At 72.8% G+C, this 26616-nt stretch carries 22 protein-coding genes and 1 pseudogene; 17 read left to right on the top strand and 6 right to left on the bottom strand.

The genetic code is table 11. From position 1 onward, the window contains the following. Positions 1 to 64: 64 nt before the first annotated feature. Positions 65 to 631: pseudogene (locus DI272_RS11355) on the bottom strand (lytic polysaccharide monooxygenase); the annotation flags it as partial. Positions 632 to 981: 350 nt separating this feature from the next. Here DI272_RS11355 and DI272_RS11350 point away from each other — a divergent pair. The 3 genes from DI272_RS11350 (at position 982) to DI272_RS11340 (ending at position 4969) form a co-directional block, all read left to right on the top strand. Then, positions 982 to 2787, top strand: coding sequence for a S8 family serine peptidase (locus DI272_RS11350; RefSeq protein WP_109495242.1), 1806 nt, complete (start codon positions 982 to 984; stop codon positions 2785 to 2787). Between the two features lie 270 nt (positions 2788 to 3057). Next, positions 3058 to 3705 carry a ScbR family autoregulator-binding transcription factor gene (locus DI272_RS11345; protein ID WP_109495241.1) on the top strand — a complete coding sequence of 216 codons (648 nt, stop codon included), beginning with the start codon at positions 3058 to 3060 and terminating at the stop codon, positions 3703 to 3705. A gap of 88 nt (positions 3706 to 3793) precedes the next feature. Further along, complete coding sequence (locus DI272_RS11340; RefSeq protein WP_109495240.1) at positions 3794 to 4969, top strand: damage-control phosphatase ARMT1 family protein; 1176 nt, start codon at positions 3794 to 3796, stop codon at positions 4967 to 4969. Between the two features lie 6 nt (positions 4970 to 4975). On the opposite strand, the gene DI272_RS11335 is transcribed toward DI272_RS11340, so the two are convergent. Continuing rightward, on the bottom strand, positions 4976 to 6244 hold the full coding sequence (locus DI272_RS11335) for a cytochrome P450 (RefSeq protein ID WP_109495239.1): 1269 nt from the start codon (positions 6242 to 6244) through the stop codon (positions 4976 to 4978). A 163-nt stretch (positions 6245 to 6407) separates the two neighbouring features. On the opposite strand from DI272_RS11335, the gene DI272_RS11330 reads away from it, so the two are divergent. The 5 genes from DI272_RS11330 to cyc2 all read left to right on the top strand — a co-directional run bounded on the left by DI272_RS11330 (position 6408) and on the right by cyc2 (position 12405). Then, positions 6408 to 7358, top strand: a complete 951-nt coding sequence (locus DI272_RS11330; protein ID WP_258314522.1) for an ABC transporter substrate-binding protein — start codon at positions 6408 to 6410, stop codon at positions 7356 to 7358. Between the two features lie 34 nt (positions 7359 to 7392). After that, positions 7393 to 8208: an ABC transporter permease gene (locus DI272_RS11325; RefSeq protein WP_109495237.1), complete on the top strand. Its 816-nt coding sequence runs from the start codon at positions 7393 to 7395 to the stop codon at positions 8206 to 8208. Continuing rightward, positions 8205 to 9257 carry an ABC transporter permease gene (locus DI272_RS11320; RefSeq protein ID WP_258314521.1) on the top strand — a complete coding sequence of 351 codons (1053 nt, stop codon included), beginning with the start codon at positions 8205 to 8207 and terminating at the stop codon, positions 9255 to 9257. The genes DI272_RS11325 and DI272_RS11320 overlap by 4 nt, the downstream gene beginning before the upstream one ends. A gap of 53 nt (positions 9258 to 9310) precedes the next feature. Continuing rightward, the gene (locus DI272_RS11315; RefSeq protein WP_109495236.1) at positions 9311 to 10060 is read left to right on the top strand and encodes an ABC transporter ATP-binding protein; all 750 of its coding nucleotides are present in this window, start codon (positions 9311 to 9313) and stop codon (positions 10058 to 10060) included. Between the two features lie 143 nt (positions 10061 to 10203). After that, the gene (gene cyc2, locus DI272_RS11310; RefSeq protein ID WP_109495235.1) at positions 10204 to 12405 is read left to right on the top strand and encodes a germacradienol/geosmin synthase Cyc2; all 2202 of its coding nucleotides are present in this window, start codon (positions 10204 to 10206) and stop codon (positions 12403 to 12405) included. Here cyc2 and DI272_RS11305 read toward each other — a convergent pair. Then, positions 12398 to 13873: a hypothetical protein gene (locus DI272_RS11305; protein WP_109495234.1), complete on the bottom strand. Its 1476-nt coding sequence runs from the start codon at positions 13871 to 13873 to the stop codon at positions 12398 to 12400. The genes cyc2 and DI272_RS11305 overlap by 8 nt on opposite strands. Positions 13874 to 14064: 191 nt before the next feature. Between DI272_RS11305 and phsA the strand changes: the two genes are divergently transcribed. Then, the gene (gene phsA, locus DI272_RS11300) at positions 14065 to 15933 is read left to right on the top strand and encodes an O-aminophenol oxidase PhsA (protein WP_109495233.1); all 1869 of its coding nucleotides are present in this window, start codon (positions 14065 to 14067) and stop codon (positions 15931 to 15933) included. On the opposite strand, the gene DI272_RS11295 is transcribed toward phsA, so the two are convergent. Continuing rightward, a complete protein-coding gene (locus DI272_RS11295) occupies positions 15918 to 16646 on the bottom strand; it encodes a hypothetical protein (protein ID WP_109495232.1) in 729 nt (242 codons plus the stop codon). The two genes, phsA and DI272_RS11295, sit on opposite strands and share 16 nt — an antisense overlap. 86 nt (positions 16647 to 16732) lie before the next feature. Between DI272_RS11295 and DI272_RS11290 the strand changes: the two genes are divergently transcribed. Both DI272_RS11290 and DI272_RS11285 read left to right on the top strand, forming a co-directional pair. Continuing rightward, the gene (locus DI272_RS11290; RefSeq protein WP_109495231.1) at positions 16733 to 17593 is read left to right on the top strand and encodes a LysR family transcriptional regulator; all 861 of its coding nucleotides are present in this window, start codon (positions 16733 to 16735) and stop codon (positions 17591 to 17593) included. A gap of 153 nt (positions 17594 to 17746) precedes the next feature. Then, positions 17747 to 18328, top strand: a complete 582-nt coding sequence (locus tag DI272_RS11285; RefSeq protein WP_109495230.1) for a PDZ domain-containing protein — start codon at positions 17747 to 17749, stop codon at positions 18326 to 18328. Here DI272_RS11285 and DI272_RS11280 read toward each other — a convergent pair. Continuing rightward, positions 18321 to 19064 carry a metallophosphoesterase gene (locus DI272_RS11280; protein WP_181387158.1) on the bottom strand — a complete coding sequence of 248 codons (744 nt, stop codon included), beginning with the start codon at positions 19062 to 19064 and terminating at the stop codon, positions 18321 to 18323. The genes DI272_RS11285 and DI272_RS11280 overlap by 8 nt on opposite strands. 134 nt (positions 19065 to 19198) lie before the next feature. Between DI272_RS11280 and DI272_RS11275 the strand changes: the two genes are divergently transcribed. The 3 genes from DI272_RS11275 to DI272_RS11265 all read left to right on the top strand — a co-directional run bounded on the left by DI272_RS11275 (position 19199) and on the right by DI272_RS11265 (position 22176). Beyond that, positions 19199 to 19840, top strand: coding sequence for a LysE family translocator (locus DI272_RS11275; RefSeq protein WP_109495228.1), 642 nt, complete (start codon positions 19199 to 19201; stop codon positions 19838 to 19840). Between the two features lie 132 nt (positions 19841 to 19972). Continuing rightward, the gene (locus DI272_RS11270; RefSeq protein ID WP_109495227.1) at positions 19973 to 21100 is read left to right on the top strand and encodes an aminopeptidase P family protein; all 1128 of its coding nucleotides are present in this window, start codon (positions 19973 to 19975) and stop codon (positions 21098 to 21100) included. 134 nt (positions 21101 to 21234) lie between these two features. Continuing rightward, entirely contained in the window at positions 21235 to 22176 is a 942-nt protein-coding gene (locus DI272_RS11265) for an aminoglycoside phosphotransferase family protein (RefSeq protein WP_109495226.1), read from the top strand. A 15-nt stretch (positions 22177 to 22191) separates the two neighbouring features. On the opposite strand, the gene treZ is transcribed toward DI272_RS11265, so the two are convergent. Further along, complete coding sequence (gene treZ / locus DI272_RS11260; RefSeq protein ID WP_109495225.1) at positions 22192 to 23937, bottom strand: malto-oligosyltrehalose trehalohydrolase; 1746 nt, start codon at positions 23935 to 23937, stop codon at positions 22192 to 22194. A gap of 132 nt (positions 23938 to 24069) precedes the next feature. Between treZ and DI272_RS11255 the strand changes: the two genes are divergently transcribed. The 3 genes from DI272_RS11255 to DI272_RS11245 all read left to right on the top strand — a co-directional run bounded on the left by DI272_RS11255 (position 24070) and on the right by DI272_RS11245 (position 26569). Beyond that, positions 24070 to 24621 (top strand): FHA domain-containing protein, encoded by a 552-nt coding sequence (locus tag DI272_RS11255; protein ID WP_109495224.1) that lies wholly within the window; start codon positions 24070 to 24072, stop codon positions 24619 to 24621. A 158-nt stretch (positions 24622 to 24779) separates the two neighbouring features. After that, positions 24780 to 26153, top strand: coding sequence for a M14 family zinc carboxypeptidase (locus DI272_RS11250; RefSeq protein WP_109495223.1), 1374 nt, complete (start codon positions 24780 to 24782; stop codon positions 26151 to 26153). Continuing rightward, on the top strand, positions 26150 to 26569 hold the full coding sequence (locus tag DI272_RS11245) for an SSI family serine proteinase inhibitor (protein ID WP_109495222.1): 420 nt from the start codon (positions 26150 to 26152) through the stop codon (positions 26567 to 26569). The genes DI272_RS11250 and DI272_RS11245 overlap by 4 nt, the downstream gene beginning before the upstream one ends. The last annotated feature ends 47 nt before the right edge of the window (positions 26570 to 26616 follow it).

Here is a 26616-nt window from a genome sequence, read left to right as displayed (position 1 = left end):
CACTGCGGGATGGGCCGACGCATAGCCCCGGTAGCCCCAATCACACCAAAAGAAACGGCGTCTAAAGCACGTGCCGCCCGGTGCGGTCCGACGGCAGCGTCGCGCGGAGCCGGTACGCGCCGTCCGTCAGCGCCGGGTCCGTCACCTCGGCGAACGGCTTCTCCGGCAGGTCGGACCAGCTCAGCGGCTGCGTCGGGTCGTAGCCCTGCTTGGTGAGAAAGAGCTTGAACGTACCGGTGTGCGGGATCGTCGAGGCGTACTTCACGGTCAGCGTCGCGCCCGGCGTCAGATGCGTCGACGGCCAGTCGGCGCGGGCCAGGTCGAGGCCCTGGTAGGCGGGCAGGCCCCCGCTGCACAGCTCGCCGTCGCGGACGGTCTGCCGGTCCCGGCCGTTCACGTTCGCGATGCGCAGATTGTCCCAGGCGGTGAAGGGCGCGCCGTTCGCGGCGACGGCGGCCCGGCAGGCCGTGGACCGCGCCCGGTCGCCGCCCTCGGGGGAGCAGGCGTACACCCGGCTCACCGGATCGGTCGGCGCGCCGTGCGCCTGCGCCGGGGCGGCGGCCCAGACGGTGACCAGAAGCGGTGCGGCAGCCGCCAGGGCGGCGGTGCGGTATGCGGTCATCCGGGACATCCGGAACGTCTCCTCGGCCGGCGCGGCAACGGTTTGCTCCCGTGCAGTACGGAAACCGGACCCGGCGCGTTCACCGCGGGACATCCACCGCAAAAGGGTGCATCGGCTCTCAACTTCCGGTCGGCGAGGGTGGGTTTCCGGCCTGATCGAGGGTTTCCCCTGTATTCACATGACCTTCCCTTTGCCTATCGTTCAGGCCACAGCTGACCCACAGGTAACCCCCTCCCTGGTCGCTGGGCGCTCGGCCGGCCCCCACGCCGCTTTTCGACCAACCCCCCGCCGCTTCACCGACGAAGCGTCCCCACCGCTGCTCCGGCCTGCACGGAGCACGGCCACGAAAGGCAAAGCCCTTGCGTACCTCGCCCTCCCCCCGGCGGAAGATGATCTCCGTGGTCGCGGTCTCGGCCGCGCTGTTCACGGCGGCCGGCGCCACGGTGGCCACGGCCCAGGAGGCCGCCGCCCCGAAGGCAGCCGCCGTTCCCACCGCCCAGACCGAGGCCGCCCCCGGCGTCACCGCCGAGCGCCTCATCGTCGGCTACAAGTCCGGTGCCACCGAGGCCAAGTCGAACTCGGCCGCCGAGGCCGACGCCGCCGCCAAGGGCAAGGAGGCCGGCGAGGACGTCGACTTCCGGCGCCGCCTGGGCACCGGTGCCGCCCTGGTCGACCTGGGGGCCGACGCCACCCGCGCGGACGTCGCCGACGTCGTCGCCGAGTACAGGGCCGACCCGCAGGTCGCGTACGTCGTGCCGGACCGCCTGAACAAGCCGCAGGCCGACCCGAACGACACCGAGTACGCCAAGCAGTGGGACCTGTTCGAGGCCACGGCCGGCATGAACGTCCCCGGCGCCTGGAACACCACCACCGGCTCCGGCGTCACCGTCGCCGTCATCGACACCGGCTACGTCGCCCACAGCGACCTCGCCGCGAACATCGTCGGCGGCTACGACTTCATCTCCGACACCGCCGTCTCGGTGGACGGCGACGGCCGCGACAGCAACCCGGCCGACCCGGGCGACTGGTACAACGCGGGCGAGTGCGGCTCCGGTGTCCCGGCGTCCAACTCCTCCTGGCACGGCACCCACGTGGCCGGCACCATCGCCGCGGTCACCAACAACGGCAAGGGCATCGCGGGCATCGCCCACGGCGCGAAGATCTCCCCGCTGCGTGTGCTCGGCAAGTGCGGCGGCTACGACTCCGACATCATCGACGCCATCACCTGGGCGTCCGGCGGCACCGTCTCCGGCGTGCCCGCCAACACCAACGTCGCCAAGGTCATCAACATGAGCCTGGGCGGCGACGGGGCCTGCTCCACCGCGACCCAGAGCGCCATCAACGCCGCCGTGAACCGCGGCACGACGATCGCCGTCGCCGCGGGCAACGACAACGACAACGTCGCGAACCACTCCCCGGGCAACTGCAACAACGTCATATCGGTCGCCGCGACCAACCGCACGGGCGCCAAGGCCTCGTACTCCAACTACGGTTCGCTGGTGGACATCTCGGCCCCGGGCGGTCAGACCAGCACGGGAACCGCCAACGGCATCCTGTCCACGCTGAACTCCGGCACGAAGACGGCGTCGACCGAGAGCTACGCCTACTACCAGGGCACCAGCATGGCCACCCCGCACATCGCGGGCCTCGTCGCCCTGCTGAAGTCGGCCAACTCCTCGCTGACCCCGGCCCAGATCGAGTCGGCCATCAAGACCAACGCCCGCCCGCTGCCCGGCGCCTGCTCGGGCGGCTGCGGCGCCGGCCTCGCGGACGCCGCGAAGACCGTGGCCGCCGTCAGCGGCGGCGGTACGACCACGGGGACGACGTACTCCAGCACCTCCGCGGTCGCCATCCCGGACAACGGCGCGGCGATCGAGTCCGCCATCACCGTCAGCGGCCGCACCGGCAACGCCCCCGCGGCCCTCAAGGTCGCCGTGGACATCACCCACACCTACCGCGGTGACCTGGTGATCAGCCTGGTCGCTCCCGACGGCACGGTGTACACCCTGAAGTCCGCCAGCTCCTCGGACTCCGCGGACAACGTCAACACCACCTACACCGTGGACGCTTCGAGCGAGACCGCCAACGGCACCTGGAAGCTGCGCGTCCAGGACACCGCGGCGCAGGACACGGGCACGCTCAACAGCTGGAAGCTGACTTTCTGAGCCACCCCGCCGAACGGGCGGGCCGACCGGTGCGGATGGGGCACCGGTCGGCCCGCCTTTTTCTGTACTGAGCGACCGGTTTCTTATCGGCCCCATTGCGCCCTGCACGCAAATAGTGAATAAGTTGTGGGAGGTCTGAAGGCTGAAGGGAATTGAGGTGCCCTCGGATGACCGTCGTACGGTGAGATATCGTGTACGGGGAGTAAGAAACAAACGGCATGGCCTGTTCTTTTCGGTCCTGCTTTCTCGGCCCCCAGGAGAGTCCCATCGATGGCTAGGCAGTTACGCGCCGAACAGACCCGAGCGGCGATCATCGCCGCCGCAGCGGATCTGTTCGACCGGCAGGGGTACGAGTCGACCAGCCTGAGCGACATCGTCGAGCACGCCCAAGTCACCAAGGGCGCCCTCTACTTCCACTTCGCGGCGAAGCAGGATCTCGCTCACGCCATCCTTGAGATTCAGTCCAGAACCCTGCGCCGGCTGGCCGTCGAGATGGACAGCCGGGGCTTCTCCCACCTCGAAGCCCTGATCCGCATCACCTTCGGAAACGCGCGGCTGTCCGTCGAGGGCCCCGTCCCCAGAGCCGGACTCCGCCTGACCATCGGCGGACTGGAAGTACCGCAGCCGCTCACCCACCCCTTCGAGGAATGGCTGGACATCGCCACCCGCAAACTCCTCGGCGCGGTCAAGGACGCCGACCTCCATCCGGACATCGATGTCGATGCCGTCGCCCACTCCCTGGTCAGTTCCCTCGTCGGCCTCCGTGTCGTCGGCCGCTCACTGGAGCCCGTCACCCGCCATCCGCGCCGGCTGGCCGAGATGTGGCACCTCCTGATCCGCGGCATGGTGCCGGTACCCCGCCGCGCCCGCTATCTGAGCCTCACCACCCAGCTGGAGCGGGAGATCAGAATCCCCTGACGGGAGCGGTACGGTGACGCCCATGCCCCACACCCCGCCCGAGCCGTCCCACCCGTCCCCGGCTTCCGCTGCTCCCGGTGCTCCGGTCGTGCCCGGAGCTCCGGCCGCTCCCGTGCTGCTCGCCGACGAGCCCGGCTCGTTCCCGCACAGCGTGCTCGCCGAACGGCATCCCGCGATCGTGCGGCAGGTGCGGGAGGCGTTCCCCTACGGCCCGGAGCAGCATCACGCCCTCGACGCGCTGCTGGAGAACTGCACCAAGGGCGTGATCGAGCCGCTCCCCGCCGACGCGCCGGGCCGCGCGTCCTGGGCGGCCTGGGGGATGGACGAGTACGCCGGGCTGTCCTGGTTCGACATCCCCTGGCTGTGGTCCGAGAGCTGGTTCTACCGTCGACTCCTCGACGCCGTGGGGTACTTCGGCCCGGGGCCCTGGCAAGGCGTGGACCCCTTCCGCCCGTTCAAGCTCGCCGAGCTCGACGCCCCCGAGACCGACGAGGAACTGGCCGCGCTGGACGACCTGGCGGACCGCCCGGTCGACGAACAGGCCGCGGCCCTGCTGCACGGCTCCCTGTGGGGCAACCGCGCCGACCTCGGTTTCCGGCTGTCCGACGAGGGCGCCGAGGTCCGCGCCGCCGTCCCCGGACTCGTCGCCGACGACAGCGCTGCCCTCTGGTCGCTGCTCGACGGCGCGGACACCCTGTGCCTCGTCGCCGACAACGCGGGCCGCGAACTCGTCCCCGACCTGCTCCTGATCGCCCACCTCCTCACCCACGGCCGGGCCCGGCGGGCCGTCCTGCACGTCAAGCCGTACCCGTACTACGTGTCCGACGCCACCACCGCCGACGTGGTCGACGCCCTGCGCCGGCTGACCCGTGCGCGGGGCGCGGCCGCCGCGTACGGCCACGAGCTGTGGTCGGCGATGGCCGACGGCCGGCTCACGGTCCGGGCGCACGCCTTCTCCTGCGCCCCGCTGCCGTACGAGGCCATGCCCGACGACCTGCGCGGCGAACTCGCCGACGGCACGCTGACCGTCCTCAAGGGCGACCTCAACTACCGCCGCCTGGTGGGCGATCGGAACTGGCCCCCGACCACGCCGTTCGCCGGCGTCACCGCCCACTTCCCGGGCCCGGTCGCGGCCCTGCGCACCCTGAAGTCCGATGTGATCACCGGCCTCACGCCCGCCACGGAGGCCGCCCTGGTGGCAGCGGAGGGGCAGGCGTGGCGGACCGGGGGGACGCATGCGCTGATCCAGGTGCGGCAGCGGTGACGTCCCTCAACTGACATGTACCGGCAAGGACTTGAGCCCGTTGATGAAATTGGACACCAGTCGGCGGGCCGGTCCGGCCGTCCGCAGGACCGGCAGCGCGCGCAGCGCCTCCGCGTACAGCACCCGCAGTTGCAGCCGCGCGAAGTGCGCGCCGAGGCAGACGTGGGGGCCGTCGCCGAAGGACACGTGCGGGTTCGGCGCACGGGACAGCTCCAGCCGGTCCGGGGCGTCGAAGACCCGCTCGTCCCGGTTGGCGGAGGCGTGGAAGACGACGACTTTGTCACCGGCCGGGATGCGGCGGCCCGCCAGTTCGGTGTCGCGTACGGCGGTGCGGCGGAAGGAGAGCACGGGTGGGTGCCAGCGCAGCAACTCGTCGACCGCGGTGGTGAGTTCGACGTCACCGGCGCGCAGTCGGGCGTACGACGCCGGGTGCTCGGCCAGGGCCAGCAGCCCGCCGGGGGCCGCGCTGCGGACGGTGTCGTTGCCCGCGACCGTGAGGAGGAAGAAGAACATCTCCAGCTCGCCGTCGGCGAGTTCGGCCTCCTCGGCGAGGGTGGTCATGACGTCGTCCGCCGGGTGACGGCGTTTGTGCGCGGCCAGTCGGCGGGCGTACGCGAACATGTCCTGGAGCAGCGCGGGGGAGCGCGGGTTGACGGGTCTGCCCGCCGCGTCCCGCATCGGGGCGCCGGCCTCGTCGGGGTCCTGGTAGCCGATGACCCGCCGCGTCCAGTGGAGCAGCAGTCCGCGGTCCTCCTCCGGGACGCCGAGCAGGTCGGCGAGGTTGAGCAGGGCGTAGTCGTCGGTGACCGCGGCGACGAGGTCGACGGTGCCGTCCGCGGACCGGGCCGTCTCCAGGGCGTGGGTGAACAGGGTGCGGGCCCGTTCCCCGGCGACCTCGGTGAAGCGGGCGATGCGCGCCGGGGTGAACGCCCGGCTGACCAGGCGCCGCAACCTCCCGTGTCGCGGCGGGTCCTGATTGAGCATCATGCGCCGGATGAACGGCAGGTCGGCGGGGTCGGGGTCGCGGATCTGGGTCGCGCCGAGACAGGAGGAGAACGTCCCCGGGTCCCGGAGCACCCGCACCACGTCCGCGTGCCGGGTCACCGCCCAGAACCCCGGACCGGCGGGCCAGTCCAGCACCTCGGGCTCCTCCTGCCAGGCCACGGGGTGGTGGTCGCGCAGGACGCGATAGGCGTCGTACGGCACCCCGGCCGCGTACCGGCGGGGGTCGAACACATCGGGAACCGGCGGGGCGGTGGGCGCCGTAGGGGTCATGCGACCACGGTGGCCGACGCCTCGGGATTTTCCAAGAACGTCGATTCGGCTGGCTTGTATGTAGTGATCATGCCAAGTCGGGCGTCATCATGCGCCCATGGCGCTGGGTCGAGGGTGCACGGGACGAACGGACAGGGCGGGACGAGCCGGACAGGCGTCGCGAGTGAGAAGAGGCGCGGCGGCGGTGCTGGCGACGGCCCTCGCGCTGACGTCGGCGGCCTGCGGCGACGACGATGACTCCGGCGTGGCCGACGGCGGGCGCACTAAGGTCACCGTGGCCGCGCTGCCGCTGGTCGACAGCGCCATGCTCTACCTCGCGCAGGACCGCGGCCTGTTCGAGAAGGAGGGGCTGGACGTCCGCATCCAGCAGATCCAGCAGAGCCTCCAGGCGCTGCCGGCCCTGTCCAAGGGCCAGATCGACATGGTCGCGAGCGCGAACTACGTCACCTACTTCCAGGCCCAGGAGAAGGGCACCCTCGACGTCCGCATCGTCGCCGAGGCGATCCGGGCCGCGCCGCGCATGATGGAGGTACTGGTCCCGAAGGACTCGGACATCAAGTCGGTGGCCGACCTGACCGGCCGGAAACTCGCCGTCAACGTCCTCAACAACGTCCAGTCGCTGACCTTCGACGAGATCATGGCGGAACAGGGGGCCGGCAAGCCCGTCTACCGGCAGATCCCGTTCCCGCAGATGGGCGCCGCGCTCGACAAGGGGCAGGTCGACGCCGTGCACGTGGTCGAGCCCTTCGACAGCGCCATCCAGGACGAGCTCGGGGCGCGGGTGCTGGTGGACGGCGCGTCCGCGCCGGTGCAGTCCATCCCGCTCAGCGGCTACCTCACGACGAAGCGGTACGCGTCCGGGAACGTCAGGACGCTCGCCGCGTTTCAGCGCGCCCTCAAGGCCGCCGTGCAGATCGCGGCCAAGGACCCGGAGGCCGTACGGGACATTCTGCCGACGTACACCAAGGTGACGTCGGAGCAGGCCAGGAAGATCGACCTGCCGGTCTTCCCGCCGACGGCGGACGCCGAGCAGATCGCCCGGCTCACCGATCTCATGAAGAAGCGGGGGATGCTGAAGAAGCCGCTCGACCCCGCGGTGTTGCTGGTGAAGTGACGGACCAGAAAGAAACGGGACGCGGGGACGTGAAGTGAGGCTGCGGCAGGAGCTGGTGCTCGGGGCGCTCGGGGTGCTGCTCGCCTTCGGGGTGTGCGAGGCGGTGAGCCGGGCCGGGGTCGTGCGCCGCAGCTACCTGCCTCCGGCATCCGAAGTCCTGCGACGAGCCGTGGAGTTGGCGGGCGACGAGGAGTTCCTGCAAGGCGTCGGGGCCACGCTGCGCGCCTGGGCGCTCGGACTCGCGCTGGCCGTCGCCCTCGCGGTCCCGCTGGGCCTGCTGCTGGGCAGCGTGCCGGTCGTCGACGCGGCCGTCCGCGCGATCGTGGAGTTCCTGCGGCCCCTGCCGTCCGTGGCGCTGATTCCGCTGGTGTCCCTGCTGCTCGGCTCGGGCACGGAGACGAAGGTCGCACTCGTCACGTACGCCTGCGTGTGGCCGATCCTCTTCAACACCGTCTACGGCCTCGGCGAGACCGACCCCCTCGCCAAGGACACCCTCCGCGCCTTCGGCTTCGGCCGCCTGGCAGTGCTGCTCCGCGTCGAACTCCCCGGCACCGCCCCCTTCATCGCCGCCGGCATCCGCATCTCGGCGGCCGTCGCCCTCATCCTGGCCGTCGCCACCGAGATCCTCTCCGGCTTCGGCGAGGGCCTCGGCATCTTCATCGCCCAGGCGGGTCTGGCCACGGACGGTACCCGGGACGTCCTGGCGGGTGTGGTGTGGGCAGGAGCGCTGGGCCTGGTCATCAACGGGGTGCTGGTGTGGGGCGAACGCCGGCTGTTCCCGTGGACGGCGGGGGAGCGGGAACGGGAACGGGAGAGGGAACGGGAACGGGGCATCGGGGTGGGGACGTGAGCGGGGGCGAGGAGGTCGACGGGCGGGGGGCCGGGGACGTGGGCGCGGACCGGGAGGTGGGTGCGGGTTCGGAGGAGGGCGCGCGTCCGGGCGGGCCGGCGGCCGAGCCTGAGCCGGGTTCGCGCGGACAACCCCCGAAGGCTTCCCCCGGCCACCCCGGCACCGCCCCCGCGACGTCCCTCGCCGGCACCCGGAGTGGCCCCGCCCCGCCCTCCACCGGCTCCCGGGCCACCCCCGCCCCACCCCCCACCCGCCCCCGCATCCCCACCGGCCTCCGGCACGCCCTTCTCCGTTGGGTCGTCCTCGTCCTTGTCGTGGCGGGGTGGGAGGTGGTCGCCCGTGCGCACGGCAGCGTCTACTTTCCGCCACCCGCACGTATCGCCCGCCACATGTACGACCTGTGGTTCTCGGGCCCTGTCCGGCACGCCTTCTTCACCGAGGCCGCCGTCGCCGACATCCTCCCCAGCCTCGGGCGGATGGCCGCCGGGTTCGCGCTCGCCGCCGTCGCCGGGATCGCGCTCGGCGTCGCGATCGGCCGCTCTCCGCGCGCGTACGCGCTCTGCAACCCCGTCCTCCAGTTCGCGCGGGCCGTCCCGCCGCCCGCCCTGGTCCCGGTGTTCGTCGTGGTCTTCGACTTCGGTACGCCCATGCAGATCGCGTCGATCGTCTTCAGCGCCGTCTGGCCGGTGCTGATCAACACCGCGGAGGGCGCCCGCAACACCGACCCGCTCCGCCTCGATGTCGCCGCCGTACTCCGCCTGGGCCCCGCCGAGAGGCTGCTGTTCCTGATCCTCCCCGCCGCCCTGCCCCGCATCTTCGCGGGCCTGCGGCTGAGCCTTTCCCTCTCCCTCATCCTCATGGTGTTCTCGGAACTGCTGCCGGGCACCGCCAACGGCATCGGCTTCACGCTCACCGACGCCCAGACCCGCTCCGACCTGCTCACCGTATGGGCGGCGCTGGTCCTGCTCGGCATCCTCGGCCACGTGCTCAACACCGGCCTGCTGGCGGTCGAGAAGCGCCTCGTCGGCAGCGGAAGGGCGACCGCATGACCCGTATCCGTACAGAGCCACCCCACGACCCCCGGGCCAGGTGACGCGACCGCATGCTCCGCCTCGACGCAGTCGCCCAGTACTACGGCGACCACCCGGTCCTGCACGACCTCACCCTCACCGTCCCCGACGGCCAGCTCCTCTGCGTGGTCGGCCCCTCCGGCTGCGGCAAGTCCACCCTGCTGCGCACCGTCGCCGGGCTGCTGCCCGCCCGTGAGGGCAAGGTCACCGTCGACGGCGTCCCCGTCACCGGTGTGCCCGACCGGCTCGCGGTCGTCTTCCAGGACTACGGCCGCTCCCTCTACCCCTGGCTCACGGTCCGCGACAACGTCGCCCTCCCGCTGCGCCGCCAGGGCCTCGGCCGCGCCGGGCGTCGCGCCGAGGCCGAGCGCATCCTGGAGCGCGTCGGTCTCGACGGCACCGCCCGCCGCCACCCGTGGCAGCTCTCCGGCGGCATGCAGCAGCGCGTCGCCATCGCCCGCGCCCTGGTCTGCCGCCCCTCCCTGCTGCTCATGGACGAGCCCTTCGGCTCCCTGGACGCCCAGACCCGGGAGGACCTGGAGGACCTCCTCCTGGAGGTCCACCGCACCGACGGCACGACCATCGTGTTCGTCACCCACGACATCGACGAGAGCGTCTACGTCGGCGACCGCGTCGTCGTCCTGTCGCCGGGACCGGGCTCCCACGTCGTCCTCGACCTGCCGGTCGACCTGCCGGGCGAGCGGGAGCAGATCGGGACCCGCGGACTGCCGGAGTTCGTGGCGCTGCGGGCGGAGGTGGGCCGGGCGGTGCGGGCCGGTTGAGCCCCGCGCACCCCGCCCGGCACCTCTTCGAGACACGCCACAAGTGCCGTCCGCAATGCCTTGGTTCAGCCGCGATTCACGCGATGGTGTGATCATGTGCGGTGCGGCGGATGCCCTCGGAAGGGCCTGGGTAGGGCCCGCCCATGACGCAGCAGCCCTTCGAACTCCCGCACTTCTACATGCCGTATCCCGCGCGGCTGAACCCACATCTCGACGAGGCCCGTGCCCACTCGACGGCGTGGGCGCGCGAGATGGGCATGCTGGAGGGGTCCGGGATCTGGGAGCAGTCCGACCTCGACGCGCACGACTACGGCCTGCTCTGCGCCTACACCCACCCCGACTGCGACGGCCCGGCCCTCTCCCTGATCACCGACTGGTACGTGTGGGTCTTCTTCTTCGACGACCACTTCCTGGACATGTTCAAACGCACCCAGGACCGCGCCGCCGGCAAGGCCCATCTGGACCGCTTGCCGCTGTTCATGCCGATGGACCCGCAGACCCCGATGCCCGAGCCGCAGAACCCCGTGGAGGCGGGGCTCGCCGACCTGTGGACGCGGACCGTGCCCGCCATGTCGGCCGACTGGCGGCGCCGCTTCGCCGTGGCCACCGAGCATCTGCTCAACGAGTCCCTGTGGGAGCTGTCCAACATCAACGAGGGCCGGATCGCCAACCCCGTCGAGTACATCGAGATGCGCCGCAAGGTGGGCGGCGCCCCCTGGTCGGCGGGGCTCGTGGAGTACGCGACGGCCGAGGTCCCGGTGTCCGTCGCGGGGTCGCGGCCGCTGCGGGTCCTCATGGAGACCTTCTCCGACGCCGTCCACCTGCGCAACGACCTGTTCTCCTACCAGCGCGAGGTCGAGGACGAGGGCGAGAACAGCAACGGCGTGCTGGTCCTGGAGACGTTCTTCGGCTGCACCACGCAGGAGGCCGCCGACATCGTCAACGACATCCTGACCTCCCGGCTCCACCAGTTCGAGCACACGGCCCTGACCGAGGTGCCGGCACTCGCCCTGGAGAACGGGCTCACCCCGCCCGAGGTCGCCGCGGTCGCCGCCTACACCAAGGGACTTCAGGACTGGCAGTCCGGCGGTCACGAATGGCACCTGCGGTCCAGTCGCTACATGAACAAGGGCGCCGAGTCCGCCTCGCCCTGGCACGGCCTGACCGGCCCCGGCACCTCCGCCGCCGACGTCGGCGCCCTGCTCGCCTCGGCCGGCGCCGAACGCCTGCGCGCCCACACGCACGTGCCGTACCAGAAGGTCGGACCGTCCCTGCTGCCCGACCTCCACATGCCCTTCCAGGTCCAGCTCAGCCCGCACCTGGACGCCGCCCGGACCCGTCTCGTCGCGTGGACGCACGGCATGGGCATGCTCCAGGAGGGCGTCTGGGACGAGGACCGGCTCGCCGCCGCCGACCTCGCCCTGTGCTCGGCGGGCCTGGACCCGGACGCCACCCCCGAGGCGCTCGACCTCAGCGCGCACTGGCTGGCCTGGGGGACGTACGGCGACGACTACTACCCGCTCGTCTTCGGCCACCGGCGCGACCTGGCCGCCGCCCGGCTGACCACCCGGCGCCTGGCGGACTGCATGCCCGTCGACGGCGAGGAGATCCCCGTCCCGCTCAACGCCATGGAGCGCGGCCTCGTCGACCTGTGGGCCCGCACCACGGCCGGGATGACCCCCGACGCGCGGCGCTCGCTCAAGGCCGCCGTGAACGTGATGACGGAGAGCTGGGTCTGGGAGCTGACCAACCAGATCCAGAACCGCATCCCCGACCCCGTCGACTACCTGGAGATGCGCCGCGCCACCTTCGGCTCCGACCTCACCCTGAGCCTGTGCCGGATGGGACACGGCCCCGCCATCCCGCCGGACGTCTACCGCAGCGGCCCCGTCCGCTCGCTGGAGAACGCTGCCATCGACTACGCGTGCCTGCTGAACGACATCTTCTCGTACCAGAAGGAGATCGAGTACGAGGGCGAGATCCACAACGCCGTCCTCGTCGTGCAGAACTTCTTCGGCATCGACTACCCGACCGCCCTTGGTGTCGTGCACGACCTGACGACCCAGCGCATGCAGCAGTTCCAGCACGTCGCCGCACACGAACTGCCGGTCGTGTACGACGACTTCGACCTGTCGGACGAGGCCCGCGAGGTCATGCGGAACTACGTCCTGGACCTGCAGAACTGGATGGCGGGCATCCTGAACTGGCACCAGAAGGTCGACCGCTACAAGCCCGACTTCCTCGCCCGGCGTGCCCATGGCTTCCTCCCGGACCGTTCCCGGGCGCCGCGGTCGCTCCTGCCCGTGTCCGCGCCCCTGCCGCTTTCCCTGCCCCTGGTCAGCTGAGTCCGCGCACCCGCCGGGCGGATCTCTCGGCGAGTTCCCGGGCGCCGCGCGCGGCGGACTCCGAGAGCTCGCCGAGCAGGGCGTCGGCGGCGTCCAGCAGGGCGCGGGCCTCCTGGGCGGAGCCCGCGTCGGCCAGGGCGAGGACGAGCGCGTAGTGCTCCTCGGCGATGTACCGGCCGAGGCTCGTGCCGCGCCAGAGCCCTGGCGAAGCGTCGCCGGGCACGGCCAAGGTGTCCCTGAGCGCGGCCAACGTGCGTTCGGCCGCCGCGAGTTGTCCCGTCTCCCGCTCCAGCCGGGCCTGGGTCAGACGGGCCGGGACCCGGTCGCACGCCCTCTCCTGCAGCGCGGTGTGCAGTCGCTGGGCGCGCAGCGCCTGACCCGGCTCGCCGATCCGCTCGAAGTCGCCGACCAGGGAGGACAGTTCGGAGGTGTCGAGGCGGGCCGGGTCGTCGGTCCGCCGCAGCAGGCTCTGGTCCAGTTCGATCGCGTCGAACCGCCGGATCAGCGCGCACCGGGCGAGGTTCGTCATGCCCTGGTCCAGGGCCAGGTCCGTCCAGGTGTACAGCGGCTCGTCGGCGGGGTCCGTGCCGAACAGCAGGTCGTCCAGCTCCCGGGCCCATCGCGACAGCTCGGCCGGGTCGGCGTCGGGGCCGGGCAGCTCGCTCAGTCCGCACGCCGTGTCGAAGTCCGTCCGGCGCACCTCGTGGAGCAGCGGCAGATCCTCGGGCCTGCCGTGCAGCCCCACCAGTACGGCGGCCAGCCGCAGTTCGTCCGACATCGACGAGCGCGCCTCATGGCGCAGCAGATGCCGCAGCAGGCCGAGGTCGCCCTCCGCGCGGTCGAACTGGGCGGCCCGCAGCGCGATCCGGCGTCGTACCGGGTCGTCGGCGACCGCGTCCCACACCGCGCGGTCACCGGCCCGCAGTCCGGCCAGGTCGGCGCGGCCGGACGCCAGGACGGGCTCCCGGAGCGGTGGCGGGGGCGGGCCGATCAGGTCGTAGGCTCGGCCTTCCACCGCGTTGAGCAGCAGGAAGTCGGGCTCGGTGCGGGCCAGCGCGGCGTCCAGCAGGGCTTCGAGCTCCTCGCGAGGGCGCTCCGGGAATCCCAGACCGGCGCGCAGCTCGGTCCGCGCCCGCTCCAGGCTGAAGCCCTCGGGGTCCTCGTCGTCGTCCGCGTAGTCCTCCTCGTCCTCCAGCCCGATCATGATCTCCAGTGCCTCGTCGACACCGGCGCCGACGATTCCGGCCGAGCCCTCGGAGTCGGCGTACAGCACCGAGCCGTCCTCGCACACGAAGTACGTACCGCCTCCGGCGTCGCCCGCCACGGCCCGCAGGGAGCCGCCGGAGGCGAGGCGCACCGGTTCCACGTGGCCGTGCCCGGCCCGCTCCACGTCGAAGTCGAAGGGGTACGCGGCGAGTTCGGCGAGGCGGGCGTCCTGGAGGAGCAGCCGGAGAGCGCGATCGGTCATGCAACAGAACGTAACAGCCGCCACCGACAACAGGACTTGATGATTCCGTTTGCGGTTTTCGGAACCTTCTCGTGCGGAACGGGACATTCAGGCAACCCGCGGCGAGGCGACCGGGTCTTCCGGGGCGAGGGGACCACACGCACGGAACACACGCACGGAATACACGAACGGAACACACGGGGGTTTCGATCTTGACCGAGATCATCGAGAGGATCACCGAGAGCGACACGAGGGAACAGGCGCCGGTACCGGGTGAACTGACGCCGTACGTGGCGCCGTTACCCGTCCCGCCGGTCCTGCGGCCCGAGGTGGGCGACGTGCTGCGCGAGACGGAGATCGCCCTGCACCCGACCTGGGTCCGGCTGCACCCGCAGCTGCCGCCGACCCTGATGTGGGGCTACGAGGGCATGGTGCCCGGCCCCACCATCGAGGTGCGGCGCGGACAGCGCGTCCGCATCGCTTGGACCAACCGCATTCCCAAGGGCAGCGAGTACCCGGTCACCGCCGTCGAGGTGCCGGTGCGCCCGCCGGGCACCGCGCCCGCCACCACCGAACCGGGCCGCGAGGGCGTCAAGCCCAGCGAGGACGTGGCCGCCCTGCCCGCATGGTCGGTGACGCATCTCCACGGCGCGCAGACCGGCGGCGGCAACGACGGCTGGGCGGACAACGCGGTCGGCTTCGGCGACGCCCAGCTCTCCGAGTACCCGAACGACCACCAGGCGGTCCAGTGGTGGTACCACGACCACGCCATGAACATCACCCGGTGGAACGTGATGGCGGGCCTGTACGGCACCTACCTCGTCCGTGACGACGAGGAGGACGCCCTGCACCTGCCCGACGGGGAACGGGAGATCCCGCTGCTGCTGGCCGACCGCAACCTCGACACCGACGAGGACGGCCGGCTCAACGGCCGCCTGCTGCACAAGACCATCGTGGTGGACCCGGCGAACCCGGAGACGGGCAAGCCGGTGACCCTGCCCTTCGCGGGCCCGTACACCACGGTCAACGGCCGCATCTGGCCGTACGCCGACGTGGACGACGGCTGGTACCGCTTCCGTCTGGTCAACGCGTCCAACGCACGGATCTACGAACTCGTCCTCCTGGACGAGGACGACAACCCGGTGCCGGGCATCGTGCACCAGATCGGCAGCGACGGCGGCCTGCTGCCGCGCCCGGTGCCGATCGACTTCGACGGTGCCCTGCCCACCCTGACCGCCGCCCCGGCCGAGCGCTTCGACCTGCTGGTCGACTTCCGCGGCCTCGCGGGCCGCAGGCTCCGGCTGGTCAACAAGGGGCCGGGGCAGCCCGCAGGTGTGCCCGACCCGGTGGGCGGCGTGCGCTACCCGGCGGTCATGGAGTTCCGCGTCCGCGAGGGCTGCGAGACCGACACCTTCGAACTGCCGGAGGTGCTCTCGGGCTCCTTCCGCCGGCTCACCCACGACGTGGCGCACGGCCACCGGCTGATCGTGCTCACCCCGCCCGGCACCAAGGGCGGCGGGGGACACCCCGAGATCTGGGAGATGACCGAGGTCGAGGACCCGACCGGCATCGAGTTCCCGGCCGAGGGGATCATCCAGGTCACCGGACCGGACGGCACCACCAGGACGTACCGGCGCACGGCGCGGACCTTCAACGACGGCCTGGGCTTCACCGTCGCCGAGGGCAGCCACGAGCAGTGGAGCTTCCTCAACCTCGCGCCGATCCCGCACCCGATGCACATCCACCTGGCCGACTTCCAGGCGCTCGGGCGGGACCCGTACGTGGTGAGCGGCTTCGACCCGGCGGTCGGCGGCACCCGCGCACCGATCGCCTTCGACCCCGACGCCACCGTCCCGCTCGCCCCCAACGAGCTCGGGTACAAGGACGTCTACCGGGTGCCGGGCGGTCAGATGCTGCGCATCATGGGCCGGTTCGACGGGGCGTACGGCCGGTTCATGTACCACTGCCACTTCCTGGAGCACGAGGACATGGGCATGATGCGGCCGTTCGTCGTGATGCCCGCCGAGGCGCTGAAGTTCGACCACGGCGGGGGGCACCACGGAGGTCACACGGCGGGCTGAGGCTCCCGCCGCGCCGCGTGGGCCACGGCGGCTCGCGCCAGCGCCCGGATCATCGGGTGCGGGCGCGAGCCGTCGCCGGACAGCTCCGGCTGGAACAGCGAGGCCATGAAGAACGGGTGGCCCGGCAGTTCCGCCATGCGCACGTGGCCGTCCTCGTCGTACCCGGAGAAGCGCAGCCCGTGGGCGCGCAGGGTGTCCAGGTGGCGGGTGGGGCCGTAGGCGCAGAAGTAGCGCTCGACGGTGCGCTCCGAGCCGATGACCGTCTGAGCGAGCGAGTCCGGCTCGATCGTGACCACGCCCTCGTGGCCGACGAGCGAACAGGCCAGCGGTTCGATGAGGAAGTCGTCGGCGTCGGGGTCGTTCTCGGCGTGCGCCACGCGCGCGAGGCCGCACACGTTCCGGGCGTACTCCAGGAGCGCGTGCTGGAACCCGCCGCACGTCCCCAGGAACGGCACGCCCGTCACGCGCGCGTGCCGGATCGCCGCGAGCACCCCCTCCTCGCTGCGGTAGGGGCTGCCCGGCAGCACCCACACCGCGTCGAACCCGGCCACGGCGTCCTCGGCCGCGGCCTCCTCGGAGGGGATCCAGTAGGCGTCGAGGACGAGCCGGTCGCGTTCGGCGAGGGCGTCGAGGAGGAGGGGGACACGAGTGTGGGACACGACGGTGGGGGAGCGGTCGCCGACCAGGGCGATACGAGCTGCTGGATTGGTCATGCCGCCATCCTGGGCGGAGGCCGGGGATCGCGTCCAACGATGATTTCTGGATGCTCGATAAGCAATGCTGATGGCACCCTTACGGCATGGACCCGCACCTCCTCCGCACCTACGTCACCGTCGTCCGCCTCGCCTCCTTCTCCGAGGCCGCGCGGGAGCTGGGCTACACCCAGTCGGCGGTGTCCCAGCACATCCAGGCCCTCGAACTGGACCTCGGCGCACCGCTGCTGACCCGCCGCCCGGTGGCGCCCACACCGGCCGGTGAGCGGCTCCTGGAACACGCGGGCCCGCTCCTGCTGCGCCTGGACGCGGCCCGCGCGGACGTCGTGCGGATGGCGTCCGCGCCCGAGCACGGGCTGACCCTCGCCGCCGCCCCGACCGCGCTCGCCTCCCGTGTCCTCGCCGCGCTCCCGGCGGCCGGGGTGACACTGCGGGTGCTGGCCCGGGACGCGATCCCCGCGGCCGTCGCCACCGGCAGCGCCGACCTCGGCCTGGTCGACGGTCTGGCCGCCCCCAGCGACCCGCTGCGGCTGCCCGACGTCGCGCCGCTCACCGCGCGCGGCGCGGGCGAGGAACCCGTGTGCGTGCTCCTGCCCGCCGGGCACCCGCTGGCCCGGCGCCCCGGTCTGCGCCTCGGCGACCTGGCCGACGCACGCTGGCTGGACGCCCCCGACGCCGGTCTGCCGCTGGCCCACCTGCGCGCGGCGAACGGCGGCCAGGGCTTTCGCACCGCCCTGCGCTACGACGGCACCGACCTGCACACCCTCACGTCCCTGGCGGCGGCGGGCCGGGGCCTGACGCTGCTGCCGCGCGCGCTGGCCACGGGGGTGCCGGGCACGGCCGCGGTTCCGGTCACCGAACCCCGGGTCGTGCACCGGACCGAACTGGTCCACACAGGGGCGCCGAGAGGGGCGGCGGCGCGGTTCGCGGACGTCGTCGCGGGGTGAACCGGCCGCCCCGGACGCCTATGGATTCCCTCTCTTGACCGCAGGTCAGTCTCACTCGTTCGTGGCTCGTCGGGCGCCGGTGCGACGGGTAGAGCACCAGCCGGGACCGCCCCGTATCCGCCGGAGGCGACCCGCGTCCGCCGGAGGCAAGCCATGGAACAGACCGCGTTGCGCCCCAAGCCGATGCCCGGTCAGGAGCCCGGCGGCGGCACCAGGCCCGGCCCCGCCCGGCGTCCGCACGCCGCCCGCAGGCGGGGCCGACGGCTGCGGACCGTGCTGTTCGCCCTGTCCGTGGGGACGGTGCTGGTGCTCTCCGGGATCGGTCTCGGCACCGTCGGCGCCACGGTGATCGGCATGAGCAGACTCGCCGAGATGCAGCGCGAGGCGGGCAGCACGCCGCCGAGCGCGCCCGCGACGGCCCACCGGGTCCCGGCGCCCACCGCGTCGGCCGCCCCCTCGCCGATGCCGCGCGCCGCGACCCTGGGCGTGGAGGCGGTGGACGCCGAGAAGGCGGGCGCCCTCCTCGTCGGCGTCCATGTGCCGGGACCCGGCTACGCGGCGGGCCTCGTCCGGGGTGACGTCCTCCTCCAGGTCGGCAGGACGCGCGTCGACTCGGCGGCCGACCTCGCCCGTGCCGTGGCCGACGCCCGCCCCGGCAAGGAGGTCACCCTGACGGTGCGTCATGACAGCGGCGGCTATCAGCAGTTGACCGCCGTCCCCGGCGTCGTCACGTGACCACCCGGAAGTGGCTGGTCAGCCGCCCCGTGTCGGTCAGGACGTGGAAGGCCAGCCCGACGGGGGCCTCCCGGTCGGCCACCTGCTCGCCCTCCCACGGCAGCCGCAGCGTCCAGGTCACGCCCGGCCCGACGGCCAACGGCCGCCCGGCGAAGACGCTCGCCGCCGGGGTGTGGGCGTGTCCCGTGATCAGGCCCGCGATCTCGGGGCGGCGGTCGAGCAGCGCGGCCAGCCGGTCGGGGCGCTGCAGCTGATAGCGGTCGGGCAGCGGGTGGTGCAGGGCCACCGGCGGGTGATGGAAGGCGAGCAGCGCGCGCCGCCGCCCGCCGAGACCGTCGAGCGTCGCCTCGATCCAGTCGTACGTCTCCTCGTCCAGGGCCCCTTCGTCGGCGCCCGGGATGCTGGAGTCGCACATCAGCACCGCCGCGTCGTCGAAGACCCGCACGCTGTTGACCGGCCCGTCGGCCGCGGGCTGCCCGAGCAGGGCCTTGCGGTACGGGCCGCGGCTGTCGTGATTGCCCGGGCAGGTCAGCACGGGGAACGGCGCGTGGCTCAGGAGGCGCGCGGCCTCCTCGTACTCCGCCTCCGCCCCGTGGTCCGCGATGTCCCCCGTCACCAGCAGCGCGTCCACCGTCCCGGGGAGCCCCCACAGGTGGTCGCGGACGCGCCACGCGCGCGTGGTGGCCCGTTCGCTTCCGTCCAGATGCAGATCGCTGATGTGCGCGAGCACGAGCACGGTCGTACGCCTCCCCTGAATGGATCTAATGGTGTGCGCAGATTCAAGCATTAGATCTAATGCTTGGGCAACGCTTAACCGTTAAGCCGGGAAAAGGGCTGGTCCCCTGCCGCGGCCCGCGCCACGATGAGCCCATGCCGAGCACCCTCATCGCCTTCCTCGGGGCCTGCACCCTGATCGCGGCCTCGCCCGGACCCAGCACCGTGCTGATCATCAAGCAGTCGCTGCACAGCCGCCGGTCCGGCTTCCTGACCGTGCTCGGCAACGAGACCGGTGTCTTCGTCTGGGGCCTGGTCGCCGCGTTCGGCCTGACCGCGCTCCTCACGGCCTCCGAGGTGGCGTACGGCGTGATGCGCGTCGTCGGCGCGGTGGTGCTGGTGGCCTTCGGCGTCCAGGCGCTGCGCCAGGCGCGCCGGAGCCGGGCGGACGGGGCCGGTGAGGGCGGGGCGGCCGGGGAGGGGTGGACCGGCGGTGGAAGGGCCGGCTGGGCCGCCTACCGCGGCGGACTGCTGCTCAACCTCGCCAACCCGAAGGCGGCCGTCTTCGCGCTCTCCTTCCTGCCGCAGTTCGTGCCCGCCGGCGCCCCGCACCTGCCGACGATGGCGGGGCTCGCCGCGCTGTGGGCCGTCTACGAGGTGGGCTACTACGGGCTCTACGTGTGGTTCGTCGGCCGGATGCGTGCTGTCCTGTCCCGCGCCGGGGTGCGCCGGCGCCTGGAGCAGATCTCCGGCGGCGTCCTGCTCGTGCTCGGCGTCCGGCTCGCCCTGGAGGGCTGACGCCGTGAGCGGCGCCGCCCCGGCGGGACCCGTGAACCGGCTCGCGCCGCCCCCGTTGTCCGGGCAGGATGCTGCCCGTAGCGGTTCCACCCGACGTACCTGTTGCCCCTTCGTCCACCCAGGGAGGCCCGGATGACCGGCAGTACGACCGCGCCCTTCACCGCCGACGACTACCGGGCCCGCATGGAGCGCGCCGCCCGGTCGGCCGCCGACGCCGGCCTCGCCGGGCTGCTCGTGGCACCCGGCCCCGACCTGGTCTGGCTCACCGGCTACTCGCCCACCGCGATCACCGAACGGCTCACCCTGCTGGTCCTCGCCCCCGGCCAGGACCCCGTCCTGGTCGTCCCCACCCTGGAGGCCCCCGACGCTGCCCGCGCGACGGGCGCGCCCGCGCTGACCCTGCGCGACTGGACCGACGGCAAGGACCCCTACGCCGCCACCGCCGCACTCCTCGACTCCGGAGGCCGGTTCGGCATCAGCGACAACGCCTGGGCGATGCACCTGCTGGGCCTCCAGAAGACGCTGCCCGGCACCTCGTACGCCGCCCTCACCGACGCCCTGCCCATGCTCCGGGCCGTCAAGGACGCGGCGGAACTGGAGCTCCTGGCAGCCGCGGGCGCGGCTGCCGACGCGACGTTCGAGGAGATCCGGAAGGTTCCCTTCGGCGGCCGACGGGAGTCCGAGGTCGGCGCCGACCTCGCCGACCTGCTGCGCCGGTTCGGGCACTCCCAGGTCGACTTCACCATCGTCGCCTCGGGCCCCAACGGCGCCAACCCGCACCACGAGGTCGGCGACCGCGTCATCGAACGCGGCGACATGGTCGTCCTCGACTTCGGCGGCCTCAAGGACGGCTACGGCTCCGACACCTCCCGCACCGTCCACGTCGGCGAACCCACCGACGAGGAACGCCGCGTGCACGACCTGGTCCGCGAGGCCCAGGAGGCGGGCTTCCGGGCCGTACGCCCCGGTGTCGCCTGCCAGGAGGTCGACCGCGCCGCCCGCAAGGTCATCACCGACGCCGGCTACGGCGAGTACTTCATCCACCGCACCGGGCACGGCATCGGCGTCACGACCCACGAACCGCCGTACATGATCGAGGGCGAGGAGCAGCCCCTCGTTCCCGGCATGTGCTTCTCCGTGGAGCCCGGCGTCTACCTGCCCGGCCGCTTCGGCGTCCGGATCGAGGACATCGTCACGGTCACCGAGGACGGCGGCCGTCGCCTCAACGACACCAGCCGCGAGATGGTCATAGTGGAATAGCGGCGCCGAACCGGCTCTGCCGGCCGGACGCCGTACAGCCGGCCCGACGGCCGGACCGGCCCCGGCGGGCACCGGAAGACGCCCCCCGCCGTTCCAGGAGCCCCCTTCACCCCTCGAGTGACAACGGCGCGACCATGACCCAGGCACCGACACCCACCGCGGACACCGTCCGGCGGCTGGTCCGTTCCCTCCTCAAGGACGCCTCCGACACGGCCGGACCCGAGGTCCGGCCGGTCGCCGAGAGCGCCGAGCCCGCCACCTGGTGGGTCGGCGGCCGCCATGTGCTGCGCCTGGCCCCCGACCGCGAGGCCGGCGTGCGCCAGCGCCGCGAACTGCGCCTGCGCGACGTGGTCCGCGCGCACATCCCGGTCGCCGTCCCGACCAGCGTCGCCCACGGCGAGTGGGCGCCCGGACTGACGTACACCCTCGACAGCAAGCTGCCCGGCGGCTCCGCCCGCGAGCACGACGTGTCCGCCGTCGGCGAGGCCGACCTGGCCGCGCTGCTCACCGGCCTGCGCGAGGTGCCGGTCCGGCAGGCCGAGACCCTGGGCGTGCCGCGCACCGCCCCGCGCTCCCTGGAAGCACTGCGCCGCGCCGCGGAACGTGCCGCCCGACTCCTCGCCGCATCGGACGAGTTCGACCCCGTACGGCTGCACCAGCTCACCCCGCCCGCCGCCGTGCAACTGGCCGCCCAGCCCGGCACCGCCGTCCTGGTCCACCACGCCCTCACCGGCGACCACCTCGTCGTCAGCCCCGACGGACGGGTGCGCGGCGTGCTCGGCTGGGCCGACGCCGTCCTCGGCGACCCCGCGGAGGACATCGCCTGCCTCGCCCTCGCCGTCGGCTCGCCCGCCGCCGTCCGCGCCGCCACCCTCGCGGGCTACGGTGCCCGCCCCTGCCTGCGCGGCCTGTGGCTCGCCCGCTGCGACTCCGTGATCAGCCTCGCCGCCCGCCTCCAGGGCCGCGACGACGCACCGCTGCCGGAGCTGCGCGTCCGGCTCCGGCACGCCTGGGAGGCGATCCTGCTGGAACGGGTGACGGAGCTGCGGGAGGACGACAAGGAGGAGGACCTGTAGAGGCGCCCCGCGGGCTCACTCCTGGAGCAGCACCACGCACGACTCCCCGGGCACGTGCAGCACTCCGTCCGCACCCGGCGCCGCCACCGGCTCCCACGCCGCCAGCACACGCGCCTGACGGGGCCCCAGAGGGATCGCGGCGGGCTCCTTGTCCAGATTCACCGCCACCCGCACGTCCCCGCGCCGGAAGGCCAGCCAGCGCCGCTGCTCGTCGTAGGCCACCTTGGTGTCGGCGAGGTCCGGATCGGTGAGGTCGGGCTGCTCGTGGCGCAGGGCGATGAGGCGGCGGTACCAGGCGAGCACGCGCGCGTGGGGTTCGCGCTCCGGCTCGGACCAGTCGAGGCAGGAGCGGCCCCGGGTCGCCGGGTCCTGCGGGTCGGGCACGTCCTCCTCGGCCCAGCCGTGCGCCGCGAACTCCCGCCGCCTGCCCCGCCGGACGGCCTCCGCGAGCTCCGGGTCGGTGTGGTCGGTGAAGAACTGCCAGGGCGTCCCCGCCGCCCACTCCTCGCCCATGAACAGCATCGGGGTGAAGGGCGCGGTGAGCGTCAGGGCCGCCGCGCAGGCCAGCAGCCCGGGGGAGAGGGACGCCGAAAGCCGGTCGCCCTGGGCGCGGTTGCCCACCTGGTCATGGGTCTGGCTGTAGCCGAGCAGCCGGTGACCGGCCACCCGCGCGCGGTCCAGCGGGCGGCCGTGGCACCGGCCGCGGAAGCTCGAGTACGTGCCGTCGTGGAAGTAGCCCCCGGTGAGCGTCTTGGCGACCGCCGCCAAGGGGGATTTGCCGAAGTCGGCGTAGTAACCCTGCGCCTCGCCCGTCAGCGCGGTGTGCAGGGAGTGGTGGAAGTCGTCGTTCCACTGCGCGTGCAGTCCCAGGCCGCCCTCCGCGCGCGGGGTGACCAGACGGGGATCGTTCAGGTCGGACTCGGCGATCAGGAACAGCGGCCGGCCCACCTCCGCGGCGAGGGCGTCCACCGCCATGGACAGCTCCTCCAGGAAGTGACACGCGCGCGTGTCCGCCAGCGCGTGCACCGCGTCCAGACGCAGCCCGTCGAGCCGGTAGTCCCGCAGCCACGCCAATGCGCTGCCCAGCAGATACGCCCGCACCTCGTCGGAGCCGGGCGCGTCCAGATTCACGGCCGAGCCCCAGGGCGTGTGGTGGGTGTCGGTGAAGTACGGGCCGAACGCGGGCAGGTAATTGCCCGACGGGCCCAGGTGGTTGTGCACGACGTCCAGGACCACGCCGAGACCGAGCTCGTGCGCCCGGTCCACGAAACGCTTCAGCGCCTCCGGGCCACCGTACGGCTCGTGCACGGCCCACAGCGACACGCCCTCGTAGCCCCAGCCGTGCCGCCCGGGGAAAGGGCACAGCGGCATCAACTCGACGTGGGTGACGCCCAGTTCCGCCAGGTGCTCCAGCCGGTCCGCGGCCGCGTCGAGGGTGCCCTCGCGCGTGTACGTGCCCACGTGCAGCTCGTACAGGACCGCGCCCGGCAGCGGTCGCCCCACCCACTCCGTGCGCCACGCGTACCGCCCCTGCTCGACGACCGCGCTCAGCCCGTCCGGGCCGTCCGGCTGGCGGCGCGAACGCGGGTCGGGCAGCACGGGACCGTCGTCGAGCGCGAAGCCGTACCGGCTGCCGTCACCCGCCTCGGCCTCGCCCCGCCACCATCCGGCGCGCTCCGGATCGCGCTCCAACGCGCGCGTGCCGCCGTCGCACCGGAGCGTCACACGGTCTGCCTGCGGTGCCCACACCTCGAACTGCACGGACGGTTCCCCTTCGTCTGCTCACCGTGATGTAGCCCGTCCATGGTGCTTCAAACGCGATCAGTCCGCGCGCGTGGCGGCCGTTCTCGCGTTTTCTGGACACCGTGCGTCCACTGCCCGACAATCACGAGCGTGACGTCGTCCTTCGAGTTCAACACGTACCCCGCGCGGCTCTCCGACGCGGAGCGCGACAAGGCGCTGAAGGTGCTCCGCGACGGCGTCGCCATGGGTCGGCTGTCGCACGACACGTTCATCCGGCGGATGGAACTGGCGCTCGCCGCCCGCCGCTCCGACGAACTCGCGGCGCTCACCGCGGACCTGCCCTCGGAGAGCCGCCTCTCCCGCGTGGTCTTCGGGTCCGTCGAAGCGGTCTCGGGCTTCACCCAGCGGCTGCGCCGCGCCTGGCAGGCCGAGCGGCTGCCCAAGTTGCTGCTGCCCCACCCCGGCAACACCCACCCGCTGCGCATCGGCCGCGACCCCGCCAACGGCCTCCGTCTGAGCCATGAGACGGTCTCGCGCGTGCACGCCGAACTGAGCCGCCAGGGCGGTATGTGGGTGCTGCGCGACCTCGGCTCCACCAACGGCACGACGGTGAACGGGCGACGGGTCATCGGCGCGGCTGTCGTGCGGGAGGGCGACCAGGTCGGCTTCGGGCGGATGTGGTTCCGGCTCGCCGCGCACTGAGTCCGGCGGCCCCCGACTCAGCCGAACCTTAGCTCTGGCCTGGGATTTGCTCGCTGTAGAACGCTTGATTCCCTTTGCCTGCCGCGGTGTTGACGCGCCCCGCAAGTCGTGACTGACTGTACGTCACCATGCACATCAGGTGAACCGACGGCACCACACTGTGGAGGTGTGCCCTGTCGCCCCTCCTCCGCTACCCGTCCGTCGACGAACTCGCCGCGCGTGCCGCCGCACTCGTCGCCCGGCACCCCCGCGACGCCCGGCTCCGCCGCGTCGGCACCTCCCGCGCGGGCACGCCGATGTGGCTGCTGTCCGTCGGCCACGGCAGCCGGCAGGCCCTCGTCGTCGCCGGCCCGCACGCCAACGAACCAGTGGGCGGCGCCACCGTCCTGCACCTGGCCGAGCGCGCCCTCGACGACCCCACGCTCACCGAGGCCGCCGACGCCACCTGGAACCTGCTGCTCAGCCTCGACCCCGACGGACTGCGCCGCAACGAGGGCTGGCTGCACGGCCCGTACACCCTCGGCCGCTACTTCCGGCACTTCTTCCGGCCCGGCTTCCTGGAGCAGCCGGAGTGGCTGCCCGACGGCGCCGCCGCGGCCACCCTGCCGGAGACCCGCGCCCTGCTCGACCTCCAGGACGAGCTGCGGCCCTTCCTGCAGTGCTCCCTGCACGGCGTCGACGTCGGCGGCGGCTTCGTCGAGCTGACCCACGACCTGCCGGGACTCGCCGGGCGCGTCGCCCGTGTCGCCGGCCGGCTCGGCATCCCGCGCGAACTCGGCGCGTACGACACCCTGTACTGGCCCGGCCTCGGCCCCGCCGTCTACCGCATCCCGCCGCCGCGCCGCGGCGACCTGGCCGCGGCCATCACCGAGGCCGCCGTCGAGTCCACCTGGTTCCACCCCCACCGGCACGGCACCGTGACCGCGGTCGTCGAGGCCCCCATGTGGGGCGTGGCCACCGTCGAGGACGGCTCCGAGCCCGTCGACGCGGACACCGTCCTGCGCCTCGTCAGCCGTACGCTCCGGCACGACACCGGGCTCCTGGAGCCGCTGCTCGCCCGGATCCGCCCGCATCTCGCCGCCGTACCGGACGCGGAACGGCTGCTGGCCCCGGTGGACGACTATTTACTGGTCTGCCCGGGCCTCGCCGACGCCTGGGACCCCGACGTCCCCGGCATCGACGGCGGCCACCCGCTGCCGCCCCTCAGCACCGCCCACCTGGCCACCCTGCGCATCTGCGGCCGACGCCTGGCGCTGCGCACGGCCGGACTGCTGCACCAGCTCGTCACGGCCGCCGGCGCCGACCCGGCCGGTGTACTGCCCGAACTCGACCGGCTCATCGACGTCTGGTGCGCCGACTACCTCGACGGCTGCGGGGCCTACTGGATTCCCGTCGCCCGCCAGGTGGAGTACCAGTCGCACGTGGTGCGGGCCGCGTTCGAACTGGCGGCCGGGCGGCACGCGCGCGTGGGCTCTCGTTCGGGTGAGTCGGGGTGGGGTTCGCAGGCGGCCGTGCCGATGCAACGGGAATGAAGAACCGCACTGCATCGAAGGCGGCCCGGGGTATCCTGCTCGCCGCGGCCGCCCTCCTCGTCGCCGGTACGGCCCCCACCGCGGCGGCCCAGGACGACTCCCGTACCGGCAACTGGCTCTACCTCACGGTCACCAAGGGCGACGCCCGGTCCAGCGACACGCGCGGCACCCTCCTGCTGTGCGACCCGCCCCAGGGACACACGCGCGCCGCCGAGGCCTGCGCGGAACTGGAGGCGGTCGACGGCGACATCGCCGCGCTCCCGCCGAGGGACGGCTACTGCCCGATGATCTACGCCCCGGTGACCGCACACGCGCGGGGGCAGTGGAACGGCCGGGCCGTCGAGTACGCGGAGACCTTCTCCAACGGGTGCGCGATGGCCGGCCGCACGGGATCGGTGTTCGCGCTCGACGGCTGAGCGGCCGTGTCATGCACCCGGCCGGTTCAGCGTCCGTGCCGGACGAC

Origin of the sequence: Streptomyces sp. Act143 (genome assembly GCF_003143935.1) — a bacterium.
Classification (GTDB): domain Bacteria; phylum Actinomycetota; class Actinomycetes; order Streptomycetales; family Streptomycetaceae; genus Streptomyces.
Note: the sequence above shows the minus strand (reverse complement) of the source record. Positions and strands in the feature narration are given on the sequence as shown.